Source organism: Pseudomonas sp. Choline-02u-1 (assembly GCF_002836515.1).
Taxonomy (GTDB): Bacteria; Pseudomonadota; Gammaproteobacteria; order Pseudomonadales; family Pseudomonadaceae; genus Aquipseudomonas.
On the sequence record NZ_PJBC01000013.1, the window covers coordinates 51,482 to 75,928 of the forward strand.

General features: G+C 60.4%; 21 protein-coding genes. 14 read left to right on the forward strand and 7 right to left on the reverse strand.

Translation table 11 applies throughout. The features are described from left to right. Positions 1-212: 212 nt before the first annotated feature. Positions 213-1,340 (reverse strand): branched-chain amino acid ABC transporter substrate-binding protein, encoded by a 1,128-nt coding sequence (locus CXF97_RS10255; protein WP_101158403.1) that lies wholly within the window; start codon positions 1,338-1,340, stop codon positions 213-215. A gap of 352 nt (positions 1,341-1,692) precedes the next feature. Here CXF97_RS10255 and CXF97_RS10260 point away from each other — a divergent pair, with 352 nt between their 5' ends. Then, complete coding sequence (locus tag CXF97_RS10260; RefSeq protein ID WP_101158404.1) at positions 1,693-1,998, forward strand: DUF2288 domain-containing protein; 306 nt, start codon at positions 1,693-1,695, stop codon at positions 1,996-1,998. 283 nt (positions 1,999-2,281) lie between these two features. On the opposite strand, the gene CXF97_RS10265 is transcribed toward CXF97_RS10260, so the two are convergent. Continuing rightward, positions 2,282-4,480 (reverse strand): hypothetical protein, encoded by a 2,199-nt coding sequence (locus CXF97_RS10265; RefSeq protein WP_101158405.1) that lies wholly within the window; start codon positions 4,478-4,480, stop codon positions 2,282-2,284. Positions 4,481-4,671: 191 nt separating this feature from the next. On the opposite strand from CXF97_RS10265, the gene CXF97_RS10270 reads away from it, so the two are divergent. Then, positions 4,672-5,568 (forward strand): NAD(P)-dependent oxidoreductase, encoded by an 897-nt coding sequence (locus CXF97_RS10270; protein WP_178081174.1) that lies wholly within the window; start codon positions 4,672-4,674, stop codon positions 5,566-5,568. On the opposite strand, the gene CXF97_RS10275 is transcribed toward CXF97_RS10270, so the two are convergent. Further along, positions 5,459-7,741 carry a bifunctional diguanylate cyclase/phosphodiesterase gene (locus tag CXF97_RS10275; RefSeq protein WP_101158406.1) on the reverse strand — a complete coding sequence of 761 codons (2,283 nt, stop codon included), beginning with the start codon at positions 7,739-7,741 and terminating at the stop codon, positions 5,459-5,461. The genes CXF97_RS10270 and CXF97_RS10275 overlap by 110 nt on opposite strands. 150 nt (positions 7,742-7,891) lie before the next feature. Continuing rightward, positions 7,892-8,260, reverse strand: a complete 369-nt coding sequence (locus CXF97_RS10280; protein ID WP_101158407.1) for a YkgJ family cysteine cluster protein — start codon at positions 8,258-8,260, stop codon at positions 7,892-7,894. A 300-nt stretch (positions 8,261-8,560) separates the two neighbouring features. Here CXF97_RS10280 and CXF97_RS10285 point away from each other — a divergent pair, with 300 nt between their 5' ends. Continuing rightward, positions 8,561-9,910, forward strand: coding sequence for an MFS transporter (locus tag CXF97_RS10285; RefSeq protein ID WP_101158408.1), 1,350 nt, complete (start codon positions 8,561-8,563; stop codon positions 9,908-9,910). Positions 9,911-10,063: 153 nt separating this feature from the next. On the opposite strand, the gene rapA is transcribed toward CXF97_RS10285, so the two are convergent. After that, positions 10,064-12,910 carry an RNA polymerase-associated protein RapA gene (gene rapA, locus CXF97_RS10290; protein ID WP_101158409.1) on the reverse strand — a complete coding sequence of 949 codons (2,847 nt, stop codon included), beginning with the start codon at positions 12,908-12,910 and terminating at the stop codon, positions 10,064-10,066. A 252-nt stretch (positions 12,911-13,162) separates the two neighbouring features. Between rapA and CXF97_RS10295 the strand changes: the two genes are divergently transcribed. The 3 genes from CXF97_RS10295 to ccoM all read left to right on the forward strand — a co-directional run bounded on the left by CXF97_RS10295 (position 13,163) and on the right by ccoM (position 14,018). Beyond that, the gene (locus CXF97_RS10295) at positions 13,163-13,504 is read left to right on the forward strand and encodes a hypothetical protein (RefSeq protein WP_024011931.1); all 342 of its coding nucleotides are present in this window, start codon (positions 13,163-13,165) and stop codon (positions 13,502-13,504) included. Between the two features lie 94 nt (positions 13,505-13,598). Then, on the forward strand, positions 13,599-13,760 hold the full coding sequence (locus CXF97_RS28215; protein ID WP_178081175.1) for a hypothetical protein: 162 nt from the start codon (positions 13,599-13,601) through the stop codon (positions 13,758-13,760). Between the two features lie 144 nt (positions 13,761-13,904). After that, positions 13,905-14,018, forward strand: a complete 114-nt coding sequence (ccoM, locus tag CXF97_RS28640; protein WP_016771346.1) for a cytochrome c oxidase subunit CcoM — start codon at positions 13,905-13,907, stop codon at positions 14,016-14,018. Between the two features lie 768 nt (positions 14,019-14,786). On the opposite strand, the gene CXF97_RS10300 is transcribed toward ccoM, so the two are convergent. Next, positions 14,787-16,262 (reverse strand): inorganic phosphate transporter, encoded by a 1,476-nt coding sequence (locus CXF97_RS10300; RefSeq protein ID WP_101158410.1) that lies wholly within the window; start codon positions 16,260-16,262, stop codon positions 14,787-14,789. A gap of 59 nt (positions 16,263-16,321) precedes the next feature. Here CXF97_RS10300 and CXF97_RS27965 point away from each other — a divergent pair, with 59 nt between their 5' ends. Further along, complete coding sequence (locus CXF97_RS27965) at positions 16,322-16,483, forward strand: hypothetical protein (protein ID WP_157830877.1); 162 nt, start codon at positions 16,322-16,324, stop codon at positions 16,481-16,483. Positions 16,484-16,631: 148 nt separating this feature from the next. On the opposite strand, the gene CXF97_RS10305 is transcribed toward CXF97_RS27965, so the two are convergent. Next, positions 16,632-16,832 (reverse strand): hypothetical protein, encoded by a 201-nt coding sequence (locus CXF97_RS10305; protein ID WP_008080067.1) that lies wholly within the window; start codon positions 16,830-16,832, stop codon positions 16,632-16,634. Between the two features lie 632 nt (positions 16,833-17,464). On the opposite strand from CXF97_RS10305, the gene pcaR reads away from it, so the two are divergent. The 7 genes from pcaR (at position 17,465) to pcaG (ending at position 24,292) form a co-directional block, all read left to right on the forward strand. After that, entirely contained in the window at positions 17,465-18,307 is an 843-nt protein-coding gene (gene pcaR, locus CXF97_RS10310) for a pca regulon transcriptional regulator PcaR (protein ID WP_016771343.1), read from the forward strand. A 293-nt stretch (positions 18,308-18,600) separates the two neighbouring features. Beyond that, positions 18,601-19,947 carry an MFS transporter gene (locus tag CXF97_RS10315; RefSeq protein ID WP_101158411.1) on the forward strand — a complete coding sequence of 449 codons (1,347 nt, stop codon included), beginning with the start codon at positions 18,601-18,603 and terminating at the stop codon, positions 19,945-19,947. Positions 19,948-20,144: 197 nt separating this feature from the next. Continuing rightward, positions 20,145-21,002 carry a CoA transferase subunit A gene (locus tag CXF97_RS10320; RefSeq protein ID WP_101158412.1) on the forward strand — a complete coding sequence of 286 codons (858 nt, stop codon included), beginning with the start codon at positions 20,145-20,147 and terminating at the stop codon, positions 21,000-21,002. Continuing rightward, a complete protein-coding gene (locus CXF97_RS10325) occupies positions 21,002-21,781 on the forward strand; it encodes a CoA-transferase subunit beta (RefSeq protein ID WP_101158413.1) in 780 nt (259 codons plus the stop codon). The genes CXF97_RS10320 and CXF97_RS10325 overlap by 1 nt, the downstream gene beginning before the upstream one ends. Then, positions 21,778-22,983, forward strand: a complete 1,206-nt coding sequence (gene pcaF / locus CXF97_RS10330; protein WP_178081176.1) for a 3-oxoadipyl-CoA thiolase — start codon at positions 21,778-21,780, stop codon at positions 22,981-22,983. Before CXF97_RS10325 ends, pcaF begins: the two co-directional genes overlap by 4 nt. A 36-nt stretch (positions 22,984-23,019) precedes the next feature. Next, on the forward strand, positions 23,020-23,724 hold the full coding sequence (pcaH, locus tag CXF97_RS10335; RefSeq protein ID WP_101158415.1) for a protocatechuate 3,4-dioxygenase subunit beta: 705 nt from the start codon (positions 23,020-23,022) through the stop codon (positions 23,722-23,724). 1 nt (position 23,725) lies between these two features. Continuing rightward, positions 23,726-24,292, forward strand: coding sequence for a protocatechuate 3,4-dioxygenase subunit alpha (gene pcaG / locus CXF97_RS10340; RefSeq protein ID WP_101158416.1), 567 nt, complete (start codon positions 23,726-23,728; stop codon positions 24,290-24,292). Positions 24,293-24,447 lie beyond the last annotated feature (155 nt).

Here is a 24,447-nt window from a genome sequence, read left to right on the forward strand (position 1 = left end):
CCTGTACGCATTTCACTGGTGGAGTCATTTTCCCGCCCGGCCCCGTGGATCTCTATCCACTTCGAATCCGGGTTTTGCCAGCGAACCGCTGATGACGGTTTTGAGATTTTCAGGTGGGCAGACTGGCGGATCACGCCAGCGCGGCCCATACATTCGCAAAACAAAGCCCACGGCACGCCGTGGGCTTTATTGGCAGTCAGTCGGGCAAGGCCTTACTGAGGCGAAACTTCGGTTTTAGGTTTGCCGTTGTGCCACTCGTACACGACAAATTTGAAGTCCTTCAGGTCGCCCTTGTCGTCGAAGCTCAGGTCACCGGTCGGCGTCTTGAACGAACCGGCGTGGATGGCTTCAGCCACTTTGGTCGCGTCTTCGGACTTGGCCGCCTTGATGCCTTCGGCAATCACGGTCACCGCCGAGTAGGACGGGAACACGAACGGACCGCTCGGATCTTCTTTCTTGGCCTTGAATGCATCAGCCAGGGCAACGTTGGCCGGATCCTGATCGAAGGATTTGGGCAGGGTCACCAGCAGGCCTTCGGATGCGTCCTTGGCGATCTGGGTGATCGAGTCGTTACCCACGCCTTCCGGACCCATGAAGCGGGCCTTCAGACCTTTTTCCTGAGCCTGACGCAGGATCAGGCCCAGCTCCGGGTGGTAGCCGCCGTAGTAAACGAAGTCGACACCGGCTTGCTTGAGCTTGGCGATGATTGCGGAGAAGTCTTTGTCACCGGCGTTGACGCCTTCGAAGACGGCAACCTTGGTGCCTTTCTTCTCTAGGGTCGATTTGACGGCGGTGGCGATGCCTTCGCCGTATTGCTGTTTGTCGTGCAGCACGCCAACCACTTTCGGTTTCACGTGATCGGCGATGTAGTTGCCGGCGGCAGGGCCCTGGGCGCTGTCGAGACCGATGGTGCGGAAGATCATTTTGTAGCCACGGGCGGTGATGTCCGGGCTGGTGGCGGCCGGGGTGATCATGATCACGCCTTCGTCTTCGTAGATGTCCGAAGCTGGCTGGGTGGAGCTGGAGCACAGGTGACCGACCACGAACTTGACGCCGTCGTTGACGACCTTGTTCGCTACCGCTACCGCTTGTTTCGGATCGCAGGCATCGTCGTATTCAACGGCTTGCAGTTGCTTGCCATCGACACCGCCCTTGGCGTTGATCTGCTCGATGGCCATTTTTGCGCCACTGAACTGCATGTCGCCGTACTGGGCTACTGGACCGGTTTTAGGGCCGGCAATACCGATTTTGATGGTGTCAGCTGCGAACGAATGGCTGGCAACCCCGGCCAGAACCATAGCGGCAAACAGTTTGGAAATCTGCTTAGTAGCCTTAGTCATAGTGCTCCACTCTTACTGTTGTATTTTTTAGAGTTCTGGCGCCGTAGCAGCAGAACCGGGTCAGATATCTTTGCGATACCCTCCGGAAAATGCCCCGGCAACTGTACCGGTACAGTGTAGAGCGCCGCTTGATCAACTGGGAAGCGGGCGCCACGGGGCAAAACTTGGGGGTGTCGCGTTTTTGAATGAAAGAGACAGAATTGCGGCGGGTCAATCGGGGGCGTATACCCCAAAAGGCAGCATCCATTGGCTTTCCTGCTCTTGTCGTTCAGTGCAGCGTTTTGCAACCGGGTTTTTCTGACGGACCACCAACGTTATTATTCGCGTCGATTTCTTTTCCGGACAGCTCCCCATGAATCAAGAACCTAGCACCCTCTATGCCAAGCTGCTTGGTGAAACGGCATCTATTACCTGGAAAGAGCTGGAGCCGTTCTTCGCCAAGGGTGCCCTATTGTGGGTCGACCCTGACCTCGATTTGATCGCTGCTGCCGAGGCCGTGGCATCGGACGAAGGCGAGAAAGTCGCAGCCTGGCTGGCTGAGGACAAGGTCGCCAAGCTGTCTGAAACGCGGGCGCTGGATATTTTCGAACGTGACCCGCAGTTGTGGGCGGTGGTGGTTTCTCCCTGGATTCTGATCCAGGAAAGGGCGAAGGTTTGAGCGGCTGCACCGTTTTGGTGCCTGCAGCGCCACACCGCAAGTGTGTAGCGGAGTAGCGTGATGGCACGTTGCCGTAGAGAAACACCACGCATCACGGTGACGTAAACGTAACGGGAACAGTTTATTGGGCGGCCCGAGGGTCGCTTAATTGTTTCTGGGTGTTGAGTCAGTGAAATATGTATCGGTGCAAAGGCCTCTTCGCGAGCAGGCTCGCTCCAACAGGGGAACGCATTCCAAATGTGGGAGCGAACCTGATCGCGAATAGGGGCGACTCGGTGCTGGATCAGACCGAGTAAGTCTTTCCGGTATGGTTATTGAGCGAAATCACCTTGGTCTTGCCAATCCGGTGACGGTAGATCTCGCGCAAGTACTTGATCGACTTCTTCACGCAATCGCGCGACAGGCGAATGTCATTGATCGAGACGAACTTGTCCTTGTCGTTGATCAGCTCGCGGTACTTCTTCTCATACATCGGTTTGATCGCGTACCAGTTGGTGTCGAGGATCTTCGCCGGGTTTTCGAATTCGTTGAGCAGGTCGTCGATCCGCGCTTCGTCGAAGTCTTCCTGAATGATGAAGTCGAGGATCGAGTTGTCCAGTGTCTCGTCGAAACGGTACGGGTTCTTCGCGAAGCAGCGCTTGATGAACGCCACGATCAGCGTCAGGAAGTCGTCCGACAGGCAGGGGCTTTTGGCGATCAGGGTGGTCAGCGACAGGTTGGCCGAAGCGCCGATCACCAGCGCGTAGCGCTTGAGCGTGGTGTTGGGGAACAGGCTGTTGAGGTGGGTCTTCAACCGGTTCAGGTCCATGTACGACAGTTTGTAGTCTTTGGGCAGCGAGACGATCGACACCACCGACGAGCAATTCTTGAAGAAATGCAGGTCGTGCAGCGCGGCGGCGTCGTAGCCGGAATTCTTGTACTGCTCAAGCGAAGCGCGATAACGCTTGGATTCGATCGGCAGCAGGCTGATGCCTTCGATGGCCTGGGTGACCTTGTTGAAGTGCGGCAGGTCGATCGAACGGAAGAACAGGTCGTCGATGTTCAGGCGTTGCGGCTCTTTATCGAAGACCTTGAACTTGTCGCTGCTCGGCGGCGGGGTTTCCGGCACCACCGATTCGGCGTAGGCAATCGCCACGGGTCCGGCCAGGCTCATGAACAGGTCGTTGGCATCCAGGCGGATGGTTTCGCCAATGTCGATGCCGGCGCGGCGGAAGTAGTTCTGGTCGTAGTCAGTGGTGACTGCCTGCGCTGTCAGAATGTTGAAGATCTGCTGCGATATGTACTGGTTGGCGTGCTTCTCCATGGCATTGACGTCAATGTTCTGGATGTTGCCGTCATCGCTTTCTTCGGCGTAACGCATGATGTCGTTGGAAATCAGCATCATCGCGTTCCACGGGCGGATACGCCCCATCACGCTGGCTTCGCTGCTGTCTTCGTTGGCGAAGTTGTAGGAGAAATCCCATTCTTCCGACAGGTATTTGCACAGCAGGCGCCCGGCGTTGATGTGCAGCGCCTCGGACATTTCGCTGCGGTGGTCGGAAATGTTCGGCAGCACGCAGATGCCGCTGGTGAAGATCGGCTCGAACACAAACGAATGCCCGCTCTTGCCGTCGTGCTCGTCCATCGGTTTGGTGTCGAACGTCTTGTTCATGTACGAGTGCTGCTGAGCGAGGCCGAACTCCGAGGCCATGCCCGAACCGGTACCGCCGCCGGCACTGAAAATCGAAAAGTACAGGCGCGACTGGTTGGCCTTGATCCCGCAGCTGTCGATCAGGTACGAGTGGATCATTTTCCAGTCGGGGCTGGAGAAGCGCTGGGTGTCCTTGTTGAGGATGATCTTCGCCAGGTACTGGCCGAGGATCGGCGCGTTACCGGCGCCACCGGCGTGGACTTCGGACAAGTCCATGATCTTCATCTTGCTGTAGTCGCGCAGGAAGCCGCTTTTTTCGCCCTTGCGGGAAAAGCGGATGCGCCCGGCGATGTCCTTGTCGAGGTCGCCGAGCATCACCAGCGGTTCGACCAGAAACACCGGTTTGGTCGATTTGCCGGTGCCGATGCGCAGGTTGTTCTTGATCCACTGCGCCGGGCTGTAGCCCTTGTCGGCCAGACGTCGATCGGCCGGGCGGTCTTCGTTGTTGAATTCGTTGAGGTAGAACTTGCGCGCGTTGTACACCAGCTCCGCCACGTCGAGGGCGATATTGGAGCCGCAGCGACCGAGGCCGATCAGGCACACCGAAGGGAATTCCTGGTCGTTGTGCTGCTCGTTGTCGCCTTCCTGATGCGCCGGGCGCGGGAACACCGAATCGCGCAGGCCGTCGAGGTTATCGAGGATACGGTCGGTGTTGGTTTCGGTGAAATACAGGTATTGCTGGGTCGACAGCGGGCGCGAAGGCTGCGCAGCTCGTGCTAGTGACGCGCTGTTCGCGGCGGGGCTGAGGGTCAGATCGGCTGTAGCACTGGCGGAATTGTTTTTGGAGGTCATGGTGCGCCATTTGGACTGGGTTGGCCCGCCGAGCAACGCCGGCGAACCTCACGGAATAAGATCTCGCGTCTTGTGTGCGCGAATACGGCCCGGGCGTCGTGGTGCTGGCTGTGTGATCGCCGGGCGGAATCCTTTCCTGATCGTTGATGAATCGGCCATGATTCGGTGATCTTTAATTGAAAAGAGGCAAAATGATGTCAACGCTACCTTCGTTGGGGTTTGCCGGAATCGGCTTGATGGGCCTGCCCATGTGCCAGCGTTTGCTGGCTGCGGGTTACCCGTTGACGGTGTGGAACCGCAACCCGGACAAGTGCGCGCCGCTGGTTGCGGCGGGCGCCCGGCCAGTGGCGAGCCCCGCCGAACTCTGCGCACATGCCGACATTGTCATGCTGTGCCTGGCCGATACCGCTGTGGTGCGTGAAGTGGTGTTTGGCGCTGACGGCGTCGCCGAAGGTGGGAAAAACGGCCAGTTACTGGTGGATTTCTCCAGTCTTGAACCGACCGCCACTCGCGAGATGGCCGCAGCGCTGGCCGATAAAACCGGTATGGCCTGGCTCGACTCCCCGGTGTCCGGCGGCGTGGTCGGAGCTGAAGCCGGCAGTCTGGCAATCATGGTCGGCGGTGCGGCGGCGGATCTTGAGCGCGTGCGCCCGGTGCTGCTCAATCTGGGGCAGCGCGTCACGCACATGGGCGGCATCGGCGCAGGGCAAGTGACCAAGGCCTGCAACCAGATGATCGTCGCCTGCAATGCGTTGGTGATCGCCGAAGTGGTGGCGTTGGCCGAGCAGGCGGGGGTCGATGCTCGTCTGATCGCTGAGGCGCTGGCCGGTGGTTTTGCCGATTCCAGACCGTTGCAGATCCTCGCCCCACAAATGGCCGAGAGCCGTTTCGAACCGATCAAGTGGCATGTGCGCACGCTGCTCAAGGATCTCGACACGGCGGTGAAATTTTCCCGCGAACAGGGTTCGGCGACGCCGATCAGCGGATTGGCCGCACAATTGATGCGCCTGCATGGGGCGCAAGGCTTTTTAGCGCAGGATCCAGCGACACTGGTGCAAATGTATCGCGCGCCAGACTCAACGGATTGACGCCGAGGACGGGTTTGCGCTGATTGATTTCATCCAGCACCGCGCGTAATTCGTCCAGTGGCACCGGGCGGCTGAGCAGATAACCCTGAATGAAATCGCAGCCCGAACGCTCGAGAAACTCATACTGCTCCAGGCTCTCGACGCCCTCGGTGACCACCTGCAAATGCAGGGTGTGAGCCATGACGATGATCGCCTGGACGATTTCCATGTCCGCCGTGGCGGTGGGGATGTCGAGGATGAACGAGCGATCGATCTTCAGGGTGTTCAGCGGCAGACGCTTGAGGTAGGCCAGCGACGAATAGCCAGTGCCGAAATCGTCGATCGACAACGACACGCCGAGGGCGCGGATCTGCCGCAGCAGCACCAGGGTGTTGGCGATATTGCCCATCAAAGCGTTTTCGGTGACCTCCAGTTCCAGGCGTTCCGGCGCGACACCGGCGGTGCGCAACGCGCGCTCGATCTCCTCGGCCAGTTCTTCGCGAGCCAGGTTCAGCGGCGAGCAGTTCCAGGCGATTTTCACTTCGGCACAACCGTGGTGCGACAGCTCGCCGAGATCCTTGCAGGCGCGGCGCAGCACCCAGTTGTCCAGCTCGGCGATCAAGCCGTTGTTCTCGGCAATACCGATAAAGCGGTCAGGAGTCAGCAAGCCGTGAACCGGATGCTGCCAGCGAATCAGCGCTTCGAGCTTGGTCACGCGTCCGGTTTTCAGTTCGAAAATCGGCTGGTAGTACAGCATCAACGCGTTGTCTTCCCGTAGCGCACTGCGCAGTTCTTCTTCCAGTTGCAGCTCGAAACTGGCGCGGGTTTTCAGGCTGGAATTGAAGAAATGCAAGCCGTTGCGCCCGGCGCCCTTGGATTGGTACAGGGCCAGGTCGGCGTGCTTGAGCAGCTCTTCGCAGGTGCTACCGTCTTCGGGAAACAGACTGATGCCGATGCTGGTGGTCATCACCATGCGTCGGCCGGCCAGTTCGATCGGCTCTTTCATCTTGTGCATGATGCGCTGCGCCATGCCGCGCGCCTCTTCGCGGTCGCGCAGGCTGATGAGGATGCAGAATTCGTCCCCGCCAAATCGTGCGACCACGTCTTCGTGGCTGCGTACCGAGCTTTTGATGTGCTGGGCGATGACTTTGAGCAGCGCGTCACCGGCGTCATGTCCGAGGCTGTCATTGATGCGCTTGAAGTGGTCGATGTCGAGAAACATCACCGCGAGCATGCCGCCCTCGCTGGTTTTCTGGCTGAGCTTCTCGGCGAACATCTGGTTGAAGCCTCGGCGGTTGATCAGGTTTGTCAGTGCGTCGTAATTGGCCGCTTGTTGCAAAGACATGCGCGCCTGATCGAGCTGACTGAGCAGGGCATTGACCCGGCGCAGATCGTTGTCCTTGTTCTGCAGTTTCTTGTCGGCGAGGGCGGCGCTGATCGCACTGCCGAGAACGAGCAGGATTATCAGCGCCACGGTCAAGCCCAGTTGCAAATGCCCGGCTTCGCCGCCGCTCGCTGCCAGGGCACCCTCGGGAAGCACCAGATCCAGCGCAGCCATGCCGGTGAAGTGCATGCTGATGATGCCGGCGCCGAGAATCAGCGCAGCGCTGTATTTGAGCAATTGATGCGCCACGCCGCTGCCTTCGCTGAGATAACGGGCCACCCACAGCGCGGCGAAACTGGCGCCGATGGCAATGAAAACCGAGAGCGCGAACAGCCCTGGCTGATAGTAGGCGGTGGCGCTCGATTTCATGGCCGCCATGCCGACGTAATGCATGCCGGCGATACCCAGGCCAATGACAAGCGCAGTTTTCAGGCAACGCAACGCGCTGGGCTGCACCTCGCTCAGGGTGTGCATGGCCAGCCAGGAAGCGAGCAGGGCGATCAGCAAGGAAAAAAGGGTGACGCCGAGGTCGTACTGAATATCGATGGGGGTCTGGAAAGCCAGCATGCCGATGAAGTGCATGGCCCAGATGCCGCCGGCCAGGCAGGTCGCGCCGATCCAGCGCCAGATCCGCCGCGACCCCGGGTCTTCGGCATGCACCAGGCGCTCTGCCATATCCAGGGTGGCGAAGCTCGCCGCGCAGGCGACCAGATAGGCCACCATCACCAGCAAAGGGTTGTGGCTGCAATCGAGGAGAATCTGCCCGCTCGCCGGCAGCTCGGCAACAAACTGCAAACCAAGCCACTCCATAGCATGCCCCGTCTCGGATTCATCTGGCCCGTGCGTCAATCAACGCAGGCGAATGAAAGCAGTATAGAGGCGGTTTTCCGGCTGCAAGCCGTAGTGGCATATTGGTGGTAATGATTTTGCCATTAGCCTCATAGCGATTCGCGCTAAGGCTCAGGCAATGCGCTCCAGCGGCAGGTCGTTCCAGTGTGGCGGCAAGGGTGGCAGGCCATGCGCGGCGCGGGCCTTGTCGCAGTCGGGATTGTGCTCGCCGTTCTCCCATGACGCCTCGAACTCGCGGCAGGTGCTCGAACGTTGGTCATAGATTGTGCAGGCCACCGCGCTGCCGACCTCACCCGCCAGAGACGTGCAGCGCGTCGGCTTGCGGTCGGTACCGATCATGGCTACCCGGCTCGGAGTGATCTGCGCGACCAGTTCATCGGGCACCGTCCCGCCAGCGGATGAGCACTCACCCCAGAAAAAAGACACGCGAAAATGGGAACAGCAGGCACCGCAATTCAGACACGGACTGGCTTCGGACATAGGCGGGGGTATCAAAGGGATTGATCGGAAGATCCGGACGGATCCGGCGGCCATTCTAGGCTTTGCCATGGCGTTGGGAAGGGGGGCGCGAAACTATTTTTTTGTCGCCGTATTTCGCAGCGAAAGCCCCGTATGCCGGGGGATTCCTGACTTATCAAGGGCTTACGTTTCGTTACAGTGCGATGGGCCGATATCAGGCTGGCGAATGATGACAGACAGCCCCCGCGCGGCTGACTAGATTGCAGGTTCCGGGCTCGACGCGCTGGCAGTGAAGCCCCATAACAAGAAAGAGACGGACCCATGCAGAACTCGACCCAAGCGGCGAATGCCTGGCGCATTCTGTTCCTGCTGTTCCTCGCCAACCTGTTCAATTTCTTCGATCGCACCATCCCGGCGATCATCATCGAACCGATCCGCATGGAATGGCACCTCAGCGACTTTCAGCTGGGCATCATCGGCACTGCGTTCACCATCGTTTACGCGATTGCCGGCCTGCCGCTGGGGCGCATGGCCGACACCGGGTCACGCAGCAAACTGATGGGCTGGGGCCTGGCGACCTGGAGCGCGCTGACTGCAGTCAACGGTATGGTCGGCAGTTTCTGGAGTTTCCTCATCGTGCGCATGGGCATCGGCATCGGCGAAGCCAGTTACGCACCAGCGGCCAACTCGCTGATCGGCGACCTGTTTCCCGCGCACCGTCGGGCGCGCGCAATGGGCATCTTCATGCTCGGCCTGCCGCTGGGGCTGCTGCTGGCGTTCTTCACCATCGGCGCGATGGTCAAGGCCTTCGACAGTTGGCGCGCGCCGTTCTTCATCGCCGCCGTGCCGGGATTGATCCTGGCGATTTTCATGTTCTTCATCAAAGAGCCAAAACGCGGCGCGGCAGAAGCGGTGCAGGTCTCGCAAGAGAAGGTCGACAAACCGATCCGCCGCGTCCTCGCCGTGCCGACCTTCCTCTGGCTGGTAATGGCCGGGCTGTGCTTCAACTTCGCGACCTATGCCTGCAACTCGTTTCTGGTGCCGATGCTGCAGCGCTATTTCCTCATGCCGTTGCAGGAAGCGGCGGTAGCTACGGGGATTATCGTCGGCGTGACCGGGCTGGTCGGGCTGACGTTGGGCGGCTGGATCGCTGACAAGATTCACCAGCGTTTCGCCAGCGGGCGGTTGTTGTTTGCCGCGTTCAGTCTGATCATCTCGACCCTGTGCACGGCGTGGGCGCTGCATGCCGGGCGCATCGAGATCGGCGTGTTCGTCGCGGTGTTCAGCGTCGGCTGGCTGTTCGCGTACAACTTCTATACCTGCGTGTACACGGCGATTCAGGATGTCGTCGAACCACGCCTGCGGGCGACCGCGATGGCGTTGTTTTTCGCCGGTCTGTATCTGCTCGGTGGCGGATTGGGGCCGGTGGTGGTGGGGGGGCTTTCGGATCACTTCGCGCACACGGCGATGCTGTCGGCGGGGGCGGAGCAAATGACCGAAGCGTTCAAGGCTGTCGGCCTGCACGACGCGATGTACCTGATTCCGGTGGCGCTGTTTCTGACCATGGTGTTTCTGTTTCTGGCTTCGCGGTGTTTTGTGCGGGACGCGCAGCGGATGAAGGAGGGGTTGGTGGCGGTGGTTGAGCCTGAGGTTACAGCGGCGACTGCTTAAGAACAAAAGATCGCAGCCTTCGGCAGCTCCTACATGGGAATGCGTTCCCCCTGTAGGAGCTGCCGAAGGCTGCGATCTTGTGCTTTTGCTTCTGAAAACCAAGAGGCCCGCATCACTGCGGGCCTCTTGGTTTCCAGCGGTGGAGCGGGGCGGTTAGCCCGCTACCAGCACCCGAATCGCTTCCAGACGCAACGCCGCCTTGTCCAGCATCGCCAGACCCTGCTCACGTTGAGTGCGCAACGCGTCCAGTTCGCTGTCGCGCACGGTCGGGTTGACTGCTTGCAACGCGGTCAGGCGCGCCAGTTCTTCGTCGGTGTCGGCGGCCAGGCGGCGGCGCGCTTCGGCCACACGCTCGGCGTGACGCGGGGCGATCTTTTCTTCGCCGGCGTTGATCCGTGGTGTCAGCTGATCGCGCTGGGCCTGGATGAACTTGTTGGCGCTGGCGCGCGGCACGCTTTCCAGCTGATCGTTGAGGGTTTCGAACGACACCCGTGGCGACAGGTCATTGCCATTGGCATCGAGCAGGCAGCGCAGCGCCGCCGGTGGTAGGTATCGGCCCAGTTGCAGCGAGCGCGGTGCGACCACTTCGCTGACGTAGAGCAATTCGAGCAACACGGTGCCCGGCTTCAGAGCCTTGTTCTTGATCAGCGCGACGGCGGTGTTACCCATCGAACCGGACAGCACCAGATCCATGCCACCCTGCACCATCGGGTGTTCCCAGGTGATGAACTGCATGTCTTCGCGCGACAGCGCCTGGTTACGGTCGTAGGTGATGGTCACGCCTTCGTCGTCGCCCAGCGGGAAACTGGCGTCGAGCATCTTCTCGCTCGGTTTGAGGATCAGGGCGTTTTCCGAATGGTCTTCGCTGTCGATGCCGAACGCGTCGAACAGGGTTTCCATGTAGATCGGCAGGGCGAATTGGTCGTCCTGCTCGAGAATCGCCTCGACCAGCGCTTCACCTTCGCCAGCGCCGCCGGAATTCAATTCCAGCAGACGGTCGCGACCGGTGTGCAACTCGGCTTCCAGACGTTCACGCTCGGCGCGTGCTTCGTCGATCAGCGCTTGCCACTCGCCGTCGTCGGCTTCATCGAGCAGCGGCAGCAGGCGCGGGCCGAACTGATGCTGCAAAGCGTTGCCGGTCGGGCAGGTGTTGAGGAATGCGTTCAGCGCTTCGTGGTACCACTGGAACAGGCGCTCTTGCGGGCTGGTTTCCAGGTACGGCACGTGCAATTCGATGATGTGCTTCTGGCCGATCCGGTCGAGACGACCGATGCGCTGCTCGAGCAGGTCCGGGTGCGACGGCAGATCGAACAGCACCAGATGGTGAGCGAACTGGAAGTTGCGACCTTCACTGCCGATTTCCGAGCAGATCAGCACCTGCGCGCCAAACTCTTCATCGGCGAAGTAGGCGGCGGCGCGGTCACGCTCGAGGATGTTCATGCCTTCGTGGAACACCGTGGCCGGGATGCCGGAGCGCACGCGCAGGGCGTCCTCCAGGTCCATCGCGGTTTCGGCGTGGGCGCAGATCACCAGCACTTTGGTGCGCTTGAGCATTTTCAGCTGATCGATCAGCCACTCGACACGCGGGTCGAATTTCCACCAGCGCTCTTCTTCGCTGGCCTCCGGCTGCGCCTGGAAGCTGACTTCCGGGTACAGCTCGGCGTGTTCCCCCAGCGGCAGTTCGAGGTATTCGTCCGGGCATGGCAGCGCATACGGGTGCAGCTTGCGCTCCGGGAAACCCTGCACGGCGGCGCGGGTATTACGGAACAACACGCGGCCGGTGCCGTGGCGATCAAGCAGCTCACGGACGAGGCGGGCGCTGGCTTCGGTATCGCCATCGTTGACTGCCGTCAGCAGGGCTTCGCCTTCGTTGCCGAGGAAACCGTGAATGGTCTTGTGTGCCTCGGCCGAGAGACGGCCCTTGTCGAGCAGTTCCTGCACGGCTTCGGCCACCGGGCGATAGTTGTCGCTCTCGGCGCGGAAAGCGGCCAGGTCGTGGAAACGGTTCGGGTCGAGCAGGCGCAGACGGGCGAAGTGGCTGTCCTGACCGAGTTGTTCCGGCGTGGCGGTGAGTAGCAGCACGCCGGGGATGACCTCAGCCAGTTGCTCGACCAGCGAATATTCCGGGCTGGCTTTTTCTTCGTGCCAGACCAGGTGGTGGGCTTCGTCGACCACCAGCAGATCCCAACCGGCGGCGAACAGTGCGTCCTGTGCCTTTTCGTCGTCCACCAGCCATTCCAGCGCGACCAGCGCCAGTTGCGTGTCTTCGAACGGGTTGGTGGCATCGCTTTCGATGAAGCGTTCTTCGTCGAACAGCGCGACCTGCAGGTTGAAACGGCGGCGCATCTCCACCAGCCACTGATGCTGGAGGTTTTCCGGGACCAGAATCAGCACGCGGTTGGCGCGGCCGGACAACAGTTGGCGATGGATGACCAGACCGGCCTCGATGGTTTTACCCAGACCCACTTCGTCTGCCAGCAGTACGCGGGGGGCGATACGGTCGGCGACTTCACGGGCGATGTGCAACTGGTGCGCGATCGGTTGTGCACGAACACCGCCCAGGCCCCAGAGCGAGGACTGCAACTGGCGGCTGGTGTGTTCCAGGGTGTTGTAGCGCAGGGAGAACCACGGCAGCGGATCGATCTGGCCGGCGAACAGGCGGTCGCTGGCCAGGCGGAACTGAATGAAGTTCGACAGCTGGGTTTCCGGCAGCGTGACGACCTCGTTCTGCCCGTTGAGGCCGTGATAGACCATCAGCCCGTCGACGTCGTCGACCTGCTGCACGGTCATCTTCCAGCCTTCAAAATGGGTGATGGAGTCGCCGGGCGAGAATCGCACGCGGGTCAGGGGCGCATTCCGTAGCGCGTACTGGCGGGTTTCGCCAGTGGCCGGGTAAAGCACGGTCAACAAGCGGCCGTCCTGTGCCAGAACGGTGCCTAAACCAAGCTCTGCTTCGCTGTCACTGATCCAGCGTTGCCCCGGTTGATACTGCTGCGCCATGCTGCCTGACTCCCACCTTGAAAAAGCGGGCTATCTTAACGGAATGCGGGCTTCAGGCCAAAGAAATACTGGGGTAGGAGCTGCCGAAGGCTGCGATCTTTTGATCTGTGGGAACACTTGGGTTTTGCGTTGTCCCATGAAAGATCGCAGCCTGCGGCAGCTCCTGCGGGTGCGAGGTGCATCACACAATTGCGACAGGCGGCTCAAGGCGCCTGCACCCCAGCCGATAGCCTGCAGACAGGAGACCTTTATATGTTGCCACCGATGCTCCCCTTGAGCGCTGTGCCGATCACTTCCCAGCAGGATCCGATCCGCCAGCGGCCGGACATCCCGCCGGTGGTGCCGGTGCAGGAGAGCTCCAACGAAAGCACGATCGATCTGCAAAAGCGCGATCCCGAAGAGGATCGGCTGCTGGCGCGCGAAGAACAACGTCGCCAGCAGGAACGTGATCGTCGGCGTCGCGAGGCGGATGAAGATCCCGAAGAGCATCTGGCCGTGCCAGGCACTGAGCTCAATGCCGACAACACCGTGCCGGTAGTGCCGCTGATAGACGATCAGCCGCGTCAGGGGTTGTGGGTCGACATCGAGATTTGAGTGGTGACTGGTCAGCGCCTGCGCCACGCGGCATGATTGGCGCAATCTTGCCGGTGACGGCAGCTGTGATCTCTTTTGCGATGTGCCGGACGCCATGAGCCAAGACGACAAACTGATCGACCTCAGCACCGAACGCGCCAAGCGCGTGCATGACCTCAACGAGAAACGCTTGAACGAAGTGCGCAACGCCTTCGAGCAAGCCATGCCGTTGGGAAAAACCAGGAAAAAGTCGAAGAACAAGCCGAAAAAGCGTTGATCTCCCCCTGCATCCGTTGATGCAGGTCAGTTATTTCCCCTCCTTTGATTCCCTTCTTTGCGAATATTGATCCCGGTCAATAGGTGCGCCTGTGTGTTTGTTAATTTGAATCCATCGCAGCAAAGCAGGGCCAGGAGGCCAGTCATGTTTTTCGATAACGTGGTGTTTGCCGGGGTTCTCACGGTGGGGCTCATGGTGCTGTTTTTTGCAGGGTTTGGATTTTTTATCTGGAAGGATGCGCATAAGCGGCGCAAGTGAGTTCTTCTGGATTTGATGGGCACGCAAGGCATTTTGGGGCGACTTCGGTTGCCCCTTTTTTTTTGGCCGTGGCGGCCTTTGGGCCGACCAGGCTCTGGTTGTTTCGGGTGTATATCCGTTGCTTCGGGTGTGGCTTATGGTGGTTTCGCCCTTACGGCGAGGCACTTTTTCCAGACGCCGAAAAAGTACCCAAAAAGGCCTGCTCCTACGTCCGGCCCCTCGCAAGCTCGGGGTCCCTTCGCTCCGGGATCGATCCAGGCGCAGCGGCTACGGTTTGCTTCGCTGCACCTCCTTGCGCTGTGTCTGGCTGCGCCAGACGGTCGCTGCGCTCCCACGCCCGGATCGATCCCTCCACTCAGCCTTCCGATGTCGCTAGTCAGGCAAGATCAAGATCAAGAGCACTCGAGCTGGCGCTCATTGTGTAGGAGCTGCCGAAGGCTGCGATCTTTTGATCTGGCTTTTGCGTGGGAGCGAGCCTGCTCGCGAATGCGGCCTGACAGCCGACCTGTTTCTTGAGGTTGTACCCGATCCATCTGTAGGAGCTGCCGAAGGCTGCAATCTTTTGATCTGGCTTTTGCGTTGGCTTTTGATCTTTTTGCCCCTTCGGCAGGCTTCGTTACGGGATCGGTCGACGTCTTGAAGAGTGAAACGCTGTAAAAGCGAAAGCATAAGCAGCCGTTACGGTAGCAATGGATATGCCCCCATTCCCCAATAACAAAAAAGGCGTGATCCTCACGAATCACGCCTTTTCCAATCAACAGCTAACGATCAACTACCCAAAGCCTTCGAAGCCAACCAGAACAACCCGGCCGACAGCGCCACAGTCGCTGGCAAGGTCAACACCCAAGCCAGCAAGATGGTCTTGACCGTGCCACCCTGCAGGCCGCTTTTGTTGGCAACCATGGTTCCGGCCACACCCGAAGACAACACGTGAGTGGTCGACACCGGCAGGCTGAAAATGTTGGCCATGCCGATCAGACTCGCGGTGGTGATCTGCGCCGACATGCCCTGCGAATAGGTCATGCCCTGCTTGCCGATCTTCTCGCCAATGGTCAGCACCACGCGTTTCCAGCCAACCATGGTGCCCAGGCCCAGTGCCAGGGCGACCGCCAGAATCACCCAGAACGGGGCGTATTCAGTGGTGGTGGTCAGGTCTTTGCGCAGCTTGTCCAGGTCGGCCTTTTCACGGGCTTCCAGACCAGGCAGCTTGCCGACCTTCTTCGCTGTGTCGTCCAGGCAGAGCAGGTAGCGACGCACTTCGATGCGGCTGTCCGACGACAGCGAATGATAGTCCGCCACACCTTTAAGCGTGTGCAGCAGGGCGCTGATGGTCGGTTCGGTCTGCTGCGGGTTGCAGCGGAATTTCTCCGGCAGGTCGCCTTCCACGCTTTTGCCCAGCGCCAGGAACTCACCCAGCGAATCGGCGTTGCGCTGGTAGAACTGGCTCAGGTGCAAGGTGGCGTCGCGGGTGCGTTCGATCTGGTAGGTGGTGCTGTTCAGATCGAGTACGAACTGCGCCGGCACGATACCGATCAGCACCAGCATGATCAGGCCGATGCCTTTCTGGCCATCGTTGGAGCCGTGCACGAAGCTCACGGCCATGGCCGAGATCACCAGAACCAGGCGGTTCCAGAACGGAGGATGCTTTTTATCGTCGATCTTGCGGCGCTGTTCCGGCGTCTTGTGCATCTTCGACAGCGGGCGCCACCATTTCAGGCCGATCAGCACCAGCGCGGCGATGAGGAAACCGGCCATCGGCGAGAACACCAGCGAGGCGCCGATATCGATCGCTTTCTGCCAGTTCACGCCATCTCTCAACGGGATGTCGTTGATCAGTGCGTTGGCCAGGCCGACACCGAGGATCGAGCCGATCAGGGTGTGCGAGCTGGAAGCCGGGATACCGAAGTACCAAGTGCCCAGGTTCCAGGCGATTGCCGCGGCGAGCAACGAGAACACCATCGCCAAGCCATGGCCGGTGTTCACATTGATCAGCAGCTCAACCGGCAGCAGATGGACAATGGCATACGCCACACCCACGCCGCCCAGCAGCACGCCGAGGAAATTGAACACACCGGAAAAGAACACCGCCAGGTGCGGCGGCATGGCTTTGGTGTAGATAACAGTGGCTACCGCGTTAGCGGTGTCATGAAATCCATTGATGAACTCGAAGGCGAGGACAAACGTCAGGGCGAGCAAGAGGCTCACAAGCACCCAAGCATCCAGTCCGCTGAATAAATCGATCATGAAGGTTTTCTGACCCGGTCGTAAGGGGGCGCGATTATGCCAGAAAAGACAGGAAATCGATGCCCCGTCTGCTCACTGGTCACACCCTTGTTGGATTTAATTTGTTGCAGGGCGTGAAAACCTGGCGCTACGAGGGGGTTTACAACTATTTGATTTTATTAGGTAAATCAGATTTTCAAGACGGTTTTGCCGGCGCTGAGAAGCCTCAAACGTTTGTCTGAAATATCTCTGAAACCTGTGGGACGCTCGTTCATAAGCCGCAGAACAGCAATGCAGCCGCTGCCCGCGGGTAGCGAGCGCGCGAGGTGTCGTCTTCCACCGCGCAGTCACTCAGGCGAACGGCGACTTCGAATATTCAGCAGCCGTGGCTCATGGCTCTTCGGCTTTGAGTTCCTTTTCGATCTTTTCGATTTCCTGCTTGAACACCTGATCCTGAACGGTAGGGCGCTTGCGCCATGCCTTGCGTTCCGGTTCCGGCTGAGCGGCGTAGGTGGTGACTTCCCCGCCGTAAACTTCCTTGTAACGTTGTTCCTGGCGCTCTAGTTCCGCGCGCAGTTCGTCTTTCGTCACGGTGCTACCTGTATGAGTTGAATTGAATATCCGGTGAAACACACTGCAACGAGTCAATTGAGCGAGCCCGCCAGTCATCCACAGCCCGATAGGGCGCGGAGACATTGCAGAGGCGATCAAGACTTCCGTGTTACAGGCGGCTACGGCACCGGATAAAAACTGACGCAGCATCAGTTTCCTGTTTCAGCGAGCGCTGGCGTTGCATGTGTAATGGGCGCCGGACGCTGGCCGGAGCTGAGACGAAGGGCCTCGTGTCAGCAGATCGCGGGCCTTTGATTAAAGCGCCGCGAACAGGGTGCATTATAGCGGTCGATTCGGGAATGACTATCTTTGCCAAGTTAAAAAGGGTTCTGAATGTGTGATGGTTTTGTGGCTGGCAACTTTTCCCGGTAGTTAAGTGTAACGACAGCGTTATAGAACAGGCGTTCTGTTTTTGGCGCCATTAACTGGAACAACTAAGTTGCGAGCGCAATCGCTGAAGTCGAGCCAACTCAAGAGGAGGAGGGTACTGTGCTCGATTGCGATTATCGGTCGCCGGTTCGATAATCGCCCAATGTTGGCGCCCCGGTGCTTTTGCATCGCGCGGCGAGCCGTTTGACTAGGCATCGATGCGTGCCGGACAAGGACAAGAAATGAACGATCAAATGCGCAACTCCTTCACATCGGTGGCGCCGCCTATCGTCGCCTCGCCGGCCAAGCGCATTCAGGCGCTGACGGGTGATCCGGATTTCATGACCTCGCTGGCCCGTGGTCTGGCGGTGGTGCAGGCGTTTCAGGAACGCAAACGCCACCTCACCATCGCGCAGATAAGTCATCGCACGGAAATCCCTCGCGCCGCCGTGCGCCGTTGCCTGCATACGCTGATCAAGCTCGGCTACGCCACCACCGACGGACGCACCTATTCGTTGCTGCCCAAAGTGCTGACCCTCGGCCATGCCTATCTGTCCTCGACGCCGCTGGCGGTTTCCGCCCAGCCCTATCTCGACCGCATGAGCGAGCAACTGCACGAAGCCTGCAACATGGCGACGCTGGAGGGCGATGACATTCTTTATATCGCTCGTTCGGCGACCACCCAGCGATTAATCTCGGTTGACCTTTCGGTCGGCGGGCGGCTACCGGCGTATTGCACGTCGATGGGGCGCATTCTGTTGGCGGCGCTGGACGACACATCCCTGGGCGAATACCTCGACCACGCCGAACTGGTGGCCAAGACCAGCCGCACCATTCATACCCCCGACGCTTTGCTCGAATGCTTGCAGCAGGTGCGTCAGCAGGGCTGGTGCATCGTCGATCAGGAACTGGAACAGGGCCTGCGCTCGATCGCCGTGCCGGTGTACGACGCCTCCGGGCAAGTGGTCGCGGCGCTGAATGTCAGCACCCACGCCGGGCGGGTCAGTCGCGCCGAGCTGGAGCAGCGCTTTCTGCCGGGCCTGCTCAGCGCCAGTCGTGACCTCAGTGCGCAGTTGTTCGCCTGATGAACCTGTTCGATAAACGCACAGTGTTGCGTTTATCGAATTGACGCTAAAACCCCCGGATCATTAATGTCGCGGCAGCGTCATCCGGGGCTGATGTGAATGAGCCCGCCGGACTGTCGACCTCGATAATAATGACAAGAGGCAACTCACCATGCGCCCGATCCTCAGCTGTCCTGATTTCACCCGTTGTTGCCGGGTTCTGCGCAACGCCTGATTACAACCTTCTATTGTTGTGACCGTGCCTTGCTTTGGCCGGCCGCCGTTCGACTGCGTTTTTGCGTGGAATAAAAATAATGAACCAGCCTCAGTCCGCTGTGGGTAACTGCCTCGACGTGCAGACCTTCATCAACGCCCAACCGATCTCGCGCTATCAGTGGCGGGTGGTGATCCTGTGTTTCCTGATCGTATTTCTCGACGGCCTCGACACCGCCGCCATGGGCTTCATTGCCCCGGCGCTGTCGCAAGACTGGGGCATCGACCGCGCCAGCCTCGGCCCGGTGATGAGTGCTGCGCTGATCGGCATGGTCTTCGGTGCACTCGGCTCAGGCCCTTTGGCTGACCGCTTTGGGCGAAAAGTCGTACTCGTCGGTGCGGTAATTCTGTTCGGCGGTTTCAGCCTGGCCTCGGCGTACAGCACCAACGTCGAACAACTGCTGGTGTTGCGCTTCCTCACAGGCCTGGGTCTCGGCGCAGGCATGCCCAACGCCACGACGCTGCTCTCGGAATACACCCCCGAGCGCAAGAAATCGCTGCTGGTGACCAGCATGTTCTGCGGCTTCAACCTCGGCATGGCCGGCGGCGGTTTCATCTCGGCAAAACTGATCCCGGCGTTCGGCTGGCATGCGCTGCTGATGATCGGCGGCATCCTGCCGTTGATTCTCGCGGTGGTGCTGCTGTTCTGGCTGCCGGAATCGGCGCGCTATCTGGTGGTGCGCAACCGTGGCACCGACAAAGTGCGTAAAACTCTCGCACCCATCGACCCGGTTACCGTTGCCCAGGCTGCGAGCTTCAGCGTGCCGGAACAGAAAACCGTCAAGGCACGCAATGTCTTTGCGGTGATCTTCTCCGGCACCTACAGCACCGGCACGCTGTTGTTGTGGCTGACCTACTTCATGGGTCTGGTGATCGTGTATCTGCTGACCAGTTGGCTGCCGACGCTGATGCGTGACAGTGGCGCGAGCATGGAACAGGCCGCATTCATCGGAGCGCTGTTCCAGTTTGGCGGGGTGCTGAGCGCAGTCGCGGTGGGCTGGGCGATGGACCGCTTCAATCCGCACAAGGTCATCGGCATCTTCTACCTGCTGGCCGGGGTGTTTGCCTACGCGGTAGGGCAGAGCCTGGGCAATATCACCCTGCTGGCGACACTGGTGCTGGTGGCAGGCATGTGCGTGAACGGTGCGCAATCGGCGATGCCGTCGCTGGCGGCCCGCTTCTACCCGACTCAGGGCCGCGCGACCGGGGTGTCGTGGATGCTCGGCATCGGCCGCTTCGGCGCGATTCTTGGCGCGTGGATGGGCGCGACCTTGCTGGGCCTCGGCTGGAATTTCGAGCAGGTGCTGACCGCACTGGTGATCCCTGCCGCTCTGGCGACCGCGGCAGTGTTGATCAAGGGCATGGTCAGTCATGCGGATGCGACCTGAGGCAGACCCACGATCGTTCCCACGCTCCGCGTGGGAATGATCATTAGGGAAGCAACAATTCGTTCGATAAACGAACACTCAGTCGATTATCGGATTGTTTGGCGATTTTCCCAGGCTTACCCTTCAGTGACTCCGGCGCTGAACCTCGCGCCTTTTTATCACTGGCGATTCCTTACAAGACAACAGGAGCCCGCTCCATGGCTGAGATCCTTTCGCTGCACGACGCGGTGAAGCAATTCGTCAACGACGGCGATACCGTCGCCCTCGAAGGCTTCACTCACTTGATCCCTACGGCAGCGGGTCATGAAATCATTCGTCAGGGCAAGAAAGATCTGACGCTGGTGCGGATGACGCCTGACCTGATCTACGACCAACTGATCGGCGCCGGTTGCGCGCGCAAACTGATTTTCTCTTGGGGCGGTAACCCGGGTGTGGGCTCGCTGCACCGTCTGCGTGACGCGGTCGAAAAACAGTGGCCGCACGCGCTGGAAATCGAAGAGCACAGCCACGCCGACCTTGCCAACGCTTACGTCGCTGGCGCGTCCGGCCTGCCGTTCGCGGTGCTGCGTGCCTACGCCGGCTCCGACCTGCCGAAGGTCAATCCGCTGATCAAAACCGTGACGTGCCCGTTCACCGGCGAAGTGCTGGCGGCAGTGCCATCGGTGCGCCCGGACGTCACCGTGATTCACGCGCAGAAAGCCGACCGCAAAGGCAACGTGTTGCTCTGGGGCATTCTCGGTGTGCAGAAAGAAGCCGCGCTGGCGGCCAAGCGTTGCATCGTCACCGTTGAAGAAATCGTCGACGACCTCAAGGCACCGATGAACGCTTGCGTGCTGCCGACCTGGGCCTTGAGCGCGGTCTGCCATGTGCCGGGCGGCGCGCATCCGTCCTACGCCCACGGTTACACCGAGCGGGACAATCGTTTCTATCAGGCGTGGGACCCGATCGCTCGCGACCGTGAGACGTTTACCGCGTGGATCAATGAATACATCCATGGCTGCGCTGATTTCAGCGAATTCCAGGCCAAATTGGCCGCTGCTTCGGAGGCCAAGTAATGACTTACACCACCAATGAAATGATGACCGTCGCGGCGGCCCGTCGTCTGAAGAACGGCTCGGTGTGCTTCGTCGGCATCGGCCTGCCGTCGAAAGCTGCCAACCTTGCGCGCCTGACTTCATCGCCGGACGTGGTGCTGATCTACGAATCGGGCCCGATCGGCGCCAAACCGAGCGTACTGCCTCTGTCGATCGGTGACGGCGAGCTGGCCGAGACCGCCGACACCGTGGTCCCGACCGGTGAGATTTTTCGCTACTGGCTACAGGGCGGGCGCATCGATGTAGGCTTTCTCGGCGCCGCGCAGGTTGACCGTTTCGGCAACATCAACACCACCGTGGTCGGCGACTACCACGCGCCGAAAGTGCGTCTGCCGGGTGCCGGTGGCGCGCCGGAGATCGCCGGTTCGGCGAAAAGCGTGTTGATCATCCTTAAACAGTCGGCGCGTTCGTTTGTCGACAAGCTCGATTTCATCACCTCGGTCGGCCACGGCGAGGGCGGCGATTCGCGCAAGCGTCTGGGCCTGCCGGGCGCCGGGCCGGTGGGGATCATCACCGACCTGTGCATCATGGAACCGGAGGAGGGCACGCATGAATTCGTGGTCACTGCGCTGCATCCAGGCGTGAGTCGCGAGCAAGTGGTCGCCGCCACCGGTTGGGCGATCCGTTTTGCCGACGCCGTTGAAACCACCGCTGAGCCGACCGAAGTCGAGCTGACGGCGCTGCGTGATCTGGAAGCGCGCACCGCCGCCGCCCACGGTCAGGCACCGGGAGAAGCATGATGCGTGACGTGTATATCTGCGACGCAATTCGCACCCCCATCGGCCGTTTCGGCGGTGGCTTGTCCGCCGTGCGCGCCGACGATCTGGCCGCCGTGCCGATCAAGGCCCTGATGGAGCGCAACCCCTCAGTCGACTGGAATGCGGTCGACGAAGTGTTCCTCGGCTGCGCCAACCAGGCCGGCGAAGACAACCGCAACGTCGCGCGCATGGCACTGTTGCTCGCCGGTCTGCCGGACAGCGTGCCGGGTGTGACCCTCAATCGTCTCTGTGCTTCGGGCATGGACGCGATCGGCACTGCATTCCGGGCGATTGCCAGCGGCGAGATGGAGCTGGCGATTGCCGGCGGTGTCGAGTCGATGTCTCGCGCGCCGTTCGTGATGGGCAAGGCCGACGCGGCGTTTTCGCGCAACATGAAACTGGAAGACACGACCATCGGCTGGCGTTTCATCAACCCGTTGATGAAAGCGCAATATGGCGTCGACGCGATGCCGCAAACCGCTGACAACGTCGCCGACGACCATAAAGTTTCGCGCGAAGATCAGGACGCATTCGCCCTGCGCAGTCAGCAACGTACCGCCGCCGCTCAGGCCGCCGGTTACTTCGCCGAAGAAATTGTCGAAGTACGGATTGCCCACAAGAAAGGCGAAACCGTGGTCAGCCAGGACGAACATCCGCGCGCCGACACCACGATTGAAGCGCTGGCCAAACTGAAACCGGTCAATGGCGCGGACAAAACCGTCACCGCCGGCAATGCCTCCGGGGTCAACGATGGGGCTGCTGCACTGATTCTGGCGTCTGCCGAAGCGGTGAAAAAACACGGCCTGACCGCCCGCGCAAAAGTGCTCGGCATGGCCAGCGCTGGCGTCGCGCCACGGGTGATGGGCATCGGCCCGGTGCCGGCGGTGCGCAAACTCACCGAGCGCCTCGGCGTGGCGGTCAGCGATTTCGACGTGATCGAACTCAACGAAGCGTTTGCCAGCCAGGGTCTGGCGGTGTTGCGTGGACTGGGCCTGGCGGATGACGCGGCGCAGGTCAACCCGAACGGCGGCGCAATTGCCCTCGGCCACCCGTTGGGCATGAGCGGTGCGCGGCTGGTGTTGACCGCGCTGCATCATCTGGAAAAGACCGGTGGCAAGAAGGGTCTGGCGACCATGTGCGTCGGTGTGGGCCAAGGTCTGGCCCTGGCCATCGAACGCGTCTGACGCGTTGCGGCATCTATAAGAACTGAGGAAAGCGAAATGACTGACAAGCCTGGTTACCGTCGCCCACAGGCAGGCACTCAGCCTGACTACCTGCACCCGACCTACCAATCCACCAACCTGCGCTCGCCATCCAAGCCGTTGGTGCACCTGCCGCACTCGCTGTCGGAAATCACCGGGCCGACCATTGGCGCCGAGCGCCTGGTGGAAAATGACCACGATCTGACCGCCCAGCATGAAGGCGAGCCGTTGGGCGAGCGCATCATCATTCACGGCCGCGTGCTCGACGAGGACGGTCTGCCGGTACCGGGGATTCTGGTGGAGATCTGGCAGGCCAACGCCGCCGGCCGCTATAACCATGCCCGCGACCTGCACGACGCACCGCTGGACCCGAACTTCACCGGCACCGGCCGCACCGTCACCGATGCCGATGGCTGGTACCAGTTCCAGACCATCAAGCCCGGCGCCTATCCATGGGGCAACCACCACAACGCCTGGCGTCCGGCGCACATCCACTTTTCCCTGTTCGGGCCGAGCATTCTTACGCGTCTGGTCACGCAGATGTACTTCCCCGGTGACCCGCTGCTGGCGTACGACCCGATCTACAACTGCGTGCCGGACACCTCGGCCAAGGAACGCCTGATCGCTGCTTTCGATCTGGAAAAAACCATTCCGTCCTACGCCCTCGCTTACCGTTGGGACATCGTGCTGCGCGGGCGTGAAGCCACGCCGATGGAGAAATAAGATGACGCTCAATGCGACCACGTCCCACACCGTCGGGCCGTATTACCACATTGGCCTGACCTGGCTGAACCGCGAAAACCTCGCCGTCGAGCAGACCCTCGGCGAGCGCGTAGCGATCACCGGGCAAGTGCTGGACGGCAATGGCGATGTCGTCAACGACGCCATGCTCGAAGTCTGGCAGGCCAACGCCGCCGGCAAGTACGACCATCCGGAAGATCATCAGGACAAACCGCTCGATCCGAATTTCGAAGGTTTTGGCCGAGTGCCAGTTGATGCCGAAGGGCGCTTCCGTTTTACCACGATCAAGCCCGGCACCGTGCCCGGCCTGAAAGGTTCGACCCAGGCGCCGCATCTGGTGGTGCTGGTGTTTGCCCGTGGTCTGGTCAAGCATTTGCTGACGCGGATTTATTTCGAAGGTGAACCGGCGAACGTCGATGATCCGTTGCTGGAGTGTGTGCCGGCGGAGCGTCGCCAGACGTTGCTGGCCAAAGCGGATGCGTCGGGGGTGTACCAGTGGAACGTGATTCTGCAGGGCACCGAGGCCGAGACGGTGTTTTTCGATTATTAAGATCAAAAGATCGCAGCCTCCGGCAGCTCCTACAGGGTGTACTCCATCCCCATGTAGGAGCTGCCGAAGGCTGCGATCTTTTGATGTTTCGCCTTGTGGAACGGGACTGTTGCAAAGTGTGTCTAGACTGTGACTGTCCCTATCGAGTGAAAAAA

Bases quoted from the DNA above. Each gene is read 5' to 3' on its own strand.
- pcaF (WP_178081176.1), top strand. From the start codon at position 21,778: ATGATGCGTGACGTGTATATCTGCGACGCAATTCGCACCCCCATCGGC.
- CXF97_RS10285 (WP_101158408.1), top strand. From the start codon at position 8,561: ATGCAGAACTCGACCCAAGCGGCGAATGCCTGGCGCATTCTGTTCCTG.
- CXF97_RS27965 (WP_157830877.1), top strand. From the start codon at position 16,322: ATGCCCCGTCTGCTCACTGGTCACACCCTTGTTGGATTTAATTTGTTG.
- CXF97_RS10260 (WP_101158404.1), top strand. From the start codon at position 1,693: ATGAATCAAGAACCTAGCACCCTCTATGCCAAGCTGCTTGGTGAAACG.
- CXF97_RS10325 (WP_101158413.1), top strand. From the start codon at position 21,002: ATGACTTACACCACCAATGAAATGATGACCGTCGCGGCGGCCCGTCGT.
- rapA (WP_101158409.1), bottom strand. From the start codon at position 12,910: ATGGCGCAGCAGTATCAACCGGGGCAACGCTGGATCAGTGACAGCGAA.
- CXF97_RS10295 (WP_024011931.1), top strand. From the start codon at position 13,163: ATGTTGCCACCGATGCTCCCCTTGAGCGCTGTGCCGATCACTTCCCAG.
- CXF97_RS10265 (WP_101158405.1), bottom strand. From the start codon at position 4,480: ATGACCTCCAAAAACAATTCCGCCAGTGCTACAGCCGATCTGACCCTC.
- CXF97_RS10275 (WP_101158406.1), bottom strand. From the start codon at position 7,741: ATGGAGTGGCTTGGTTTGCAGTTTGTTGCCGAGCTGCCGGCGAGCGGG.
- CXF97_RS10315 (WP_101158411.1), top strand. From the start codon at position 18,601: ATGAACCAGCCTCAGTCCGCTGTGGGTAACTGCCTCGACGTGCAGACC.
- CXF97_RS10255 (WP_101158403.1), bottom strand. From the start codon at position 1,340: ATGACTAAGGCTACTAAGCAGATTTCCAAACTGTTTGCCGCTATGGTT.
- pcaG (WP_101158416.1), top strand. From the start codon at position 23,726: ATGACGCTCAATGCGACCACGTCCCACACCGTCGGGCCGTATTACCAC.
- CXF97_RS10320 (WP_101158412.1), top strand. From the start codon at position 20,145: ATGGCTGAGATCCTTTCGCTGCACGACGCGGTGAAGCAATTCGTCAAC.
- ccoM (WP_016771346.1), top strand. From the start codon at position 13,905: ATGTTTTTCGATAACGTGGTGTTTGCCGGGGTTCTCACGGTGGGGCTC.
- CXF97_RS28215 (WP_178081175.1), top strand. From the start codon at position 13,599: ATGAGCCAAGACGACAAACTGATCGACCTCAGCACCGAACGCGCCAAG.
- CXF97_RS10300 (WP_101158410.1), bottom strand. From the start codon at position 16,262: ATGATCGATTTATTCAGCGGACTGGATGCTTGGGTGCTTGTGAGCCTC.
- pcaH (WP_101158415.1), top strand. From the start codon at position 23,020: ATGACTGACAAGCCTGGTTACCGTCGCCCACAGGCAGGCACTCAGCCT.
- pcaR (WP_016771343.1), top strand. From the start codon at position 17,465: ATGAACGATCAAATGCGCAACTCCTTCACATCGGTGGCGCCGCCTATC.
- CXF97_RS10270 (WP_178081174.1), top strand. From the start codon at position 4,672: ATGATGTCAACGCTACCTTCGTTGGGGTTTGCCGGAATCGGCTTGATG.
- CXF97_RS10280 (WP_101158407.1), bottom strand. From the start codon at position 8,260: ATGTCCGAAGCCAGTCCGTGTCTGAATTGCGGTGCCTGCTGTTCCCAT.